The sequence below is a fragment of the Bacteroidia bacterium genome (assembly GCA_020852255.1).
In the GTDB taxonomy this organism is placed as follows: domain Bacteria; phylum Bacteroidota; class Bacteroidia; order JADZBD01; family JADZBD01; genus JADZBD01.
Genome location: JADZBD010000017.1, coordinates 1 through 2,503 on the forward strand (window position 1 = coordinate 1; position 2,503 = coordinate 2,503).

2 protein-coding genes are annotated in these 2,503 nt (G+C 44.7%); one reads left to right on the forward strand and one right to left on the reverse strand.

The window, feature by feature from the left end; all coding sequences use genetic code 11:
- Window positions 1–1,195: hypothetical protein (locus tag IT233_10145; GenBank protein MCC7302992.1), on the reverse strand; the 1,195-nt coding region annotated here is incomplete at its 3' end.
- A 368-nt stretch (window positions 1,196–1,563) separates the two neighbouring features.
- Here IT233_10145 and IT233_10150 point away from each other — a divergent pair.
- Window positions 1,564–2,503: Gfo/Idh/MocA family oxidoreductase (locus IT233_10150; GenBank protein MCC7302993.1), on the forward strand; the 940-nt coding region annotated here is incomplete at its 3' end.

The window sequence follows — 2,503 nt, forward strand, 5'->3', positions numbered from 1 at the left end:
AAACGCCATACATGGTTCCACGCGCTCTGCCGCCGTATATATAAATGTCTGCTCCTGAATTAAAATACCGGAATGATTCGTCATTTATATCCGGCTCTTTTTCTCCAATAGCTGAAAATCCCGGATAACCAACCACAATTCGGGGACCCGGATTGTGGTTTTCTGATTCAACAATGGGAAGATCTGCTCCGCCGGCCTCCTTCAGCCAGTGCCGGAGTTCCTTTGCAGCCCATTTTTCTGATGCTGAAGCGCCTGTTGTAAGCACAATTTGATAATTACTTCTCTCCTGATTAAACAAAGAATATTCCACACGCTTACCTGAAATAAAATCAATTTTCCGGGACAATGTTTCACCCGATCTAAGTTGAAGGAATAATTCCGCTGTAAGCGGTTTGTAGCCTGTTTTGGGCAGATCAAGAAGACCGTTAAATTCTTTTTCTCTTTTCTCCTCAAGCACAATCTTGCCCTGCTTGTTACGAACGGTAACCCGCACCTGCTTAATCAGCATGGACAGCACTTCTGGTGAAAAATCTGAAACCAGTCTGCTGTCTCCTTCTTCTGATGTATTCACCTTAAAAAAACTCCCTCGTTGTAATGCGTCCTCAGCAGAGAACCGGTGAAATCTGAAGCTGAAACCCCACATATTGCCCCGTTGTTCCACCTTCAGTAAAATAGTATTCTTTCCTTTTTTCAAAATAACCGGAATGAGATCCGAATCGGGCTTAACACTCCTTGCAGGCTGATAATCCCACTGACGTACTCCGTTAATCCACAAGCCGGCGCCATCGTTGGTTCCAAGTGCAGCAAGCCACACGCCCTCTTCAGGACATTCTACTTCCGAATAGGCATAAGCTACCGCCGGTGATATCCTGGAAACATTCGCCACCAGGTCAATAATCGAATCAGGTGAATTTATATACTTCCACCGGATGGAACGGCCCTTCTGTTTCACGATATCGCCTGCCTTAACTTTCAGCCCGGATTCGCCTCCCGATTTTAAAAGATAATCGGTATCAAAACCGGGGTAATGCTGCATCGGTTGTGCTGGTGACGTGCCTTCCTCCAGGGGAATAGGACCACAAAGCAACCAGGAATGAAACCACTGGCCCGGAACCAGCTTATTCACCGGTTCCTGCGCTGATATACGGGATATAACGGAAACCAGTAAACACAGTAACAAAATTCTTCTGTTCATAAAATGATCATCTATTGGTAAGAAATGGTAAACTAAAAAATTAAATTCATTCTATTGCCAAATTACGATATGATTTATCACGACATACACCTGATCTCTTTTTTTCGCAGGTTTGTTAGCAGCAGGTGACACCAACCTGAACATTGACCACGAGTTAGTGATGAGTTGCATGTGCAATATATCAAGCTTCGTCGGTTGAAAAAAAGACATTAAGCTACCATCAGGGCTACTCCCTGTTCCATTTCCCGATTGCGGAAGCTCCGTTGGGAAATAATTTAGAGCAGAATTATCACAGATAAAAACGATCCTAACCATTTCTTTCTTAAGTTTAAAAAAAAATCATCTTCTCTCATTTCTAACACATTGTTATGAGCAACCATTTCAGCCGCAGAAAATTCATTAAAACCGTAGGTGCAGGTGCTGCCGGTTTTGCTATCCTTCCGTCTTTGTACAGCAAAGCCGCTCCCAGCGACAAACTGCGTATTGCACATATTGGACTGGGTGGCATGGGAAACAATCACATGAAATGGTTTGCCAATATTCCCGAGGTAGATATTGTTGCCCTTTGCGATGTGGATGAATTGCACTTAGGCAATACCCTGAAAACTCTTCAGCAACTTAAACCTGGCACAACCGCACAAACCTATGGCGATTTCCGGCATATTCTCGACAGGAAGGATATTGATGCTATTACCTGCGCAACGCCCGACCATTGGCACGCTACAATTGCATCGCTTGCTTTTCAGGCGGGAAAAGATGTGTATGGAGAGAAACCTCTTTCTTATGATGTTCGGGAGGGTCAGATCATGCTGAAAAATGCCAACCGGTATAACCGGATATTTCAGATGGGAACACAAATTCATGCAGGCGATAACTATCATCGTGTAGCGGAAATTATTAAATCTGGAGCATTAGGAAATGTACATACCGTTCGTTTATGGAAAAACTCGAGCGAACCTAAACTCGGCGCTACTCTTGCGGAGCCCATACCTTCCAACCTCAACTGGGATATGTGGCTGGGGCCGGCTCCTTACACGGAGTATATACCTGCAAAATGTCATTTCACCTATCGTTATTTCTTAGATTATTCCGGCGGAACCTTTGCGGATTTCTGGTGTCATATTGGGGATATTGTATTCTGGTCGCTGCAACCGAAGGGATTGAAAAAAATCAGTGCTACCGGTGCGCCTATCCCTAACAGTATTGCAGACGCACCTTTATGGATTAACGTGGATTACGCTTTTGAGGGTTTGAATATTCACTGGACTACCGAAACACCCGAAGTGCCCGGCGCGGCAGGGAAAGGCA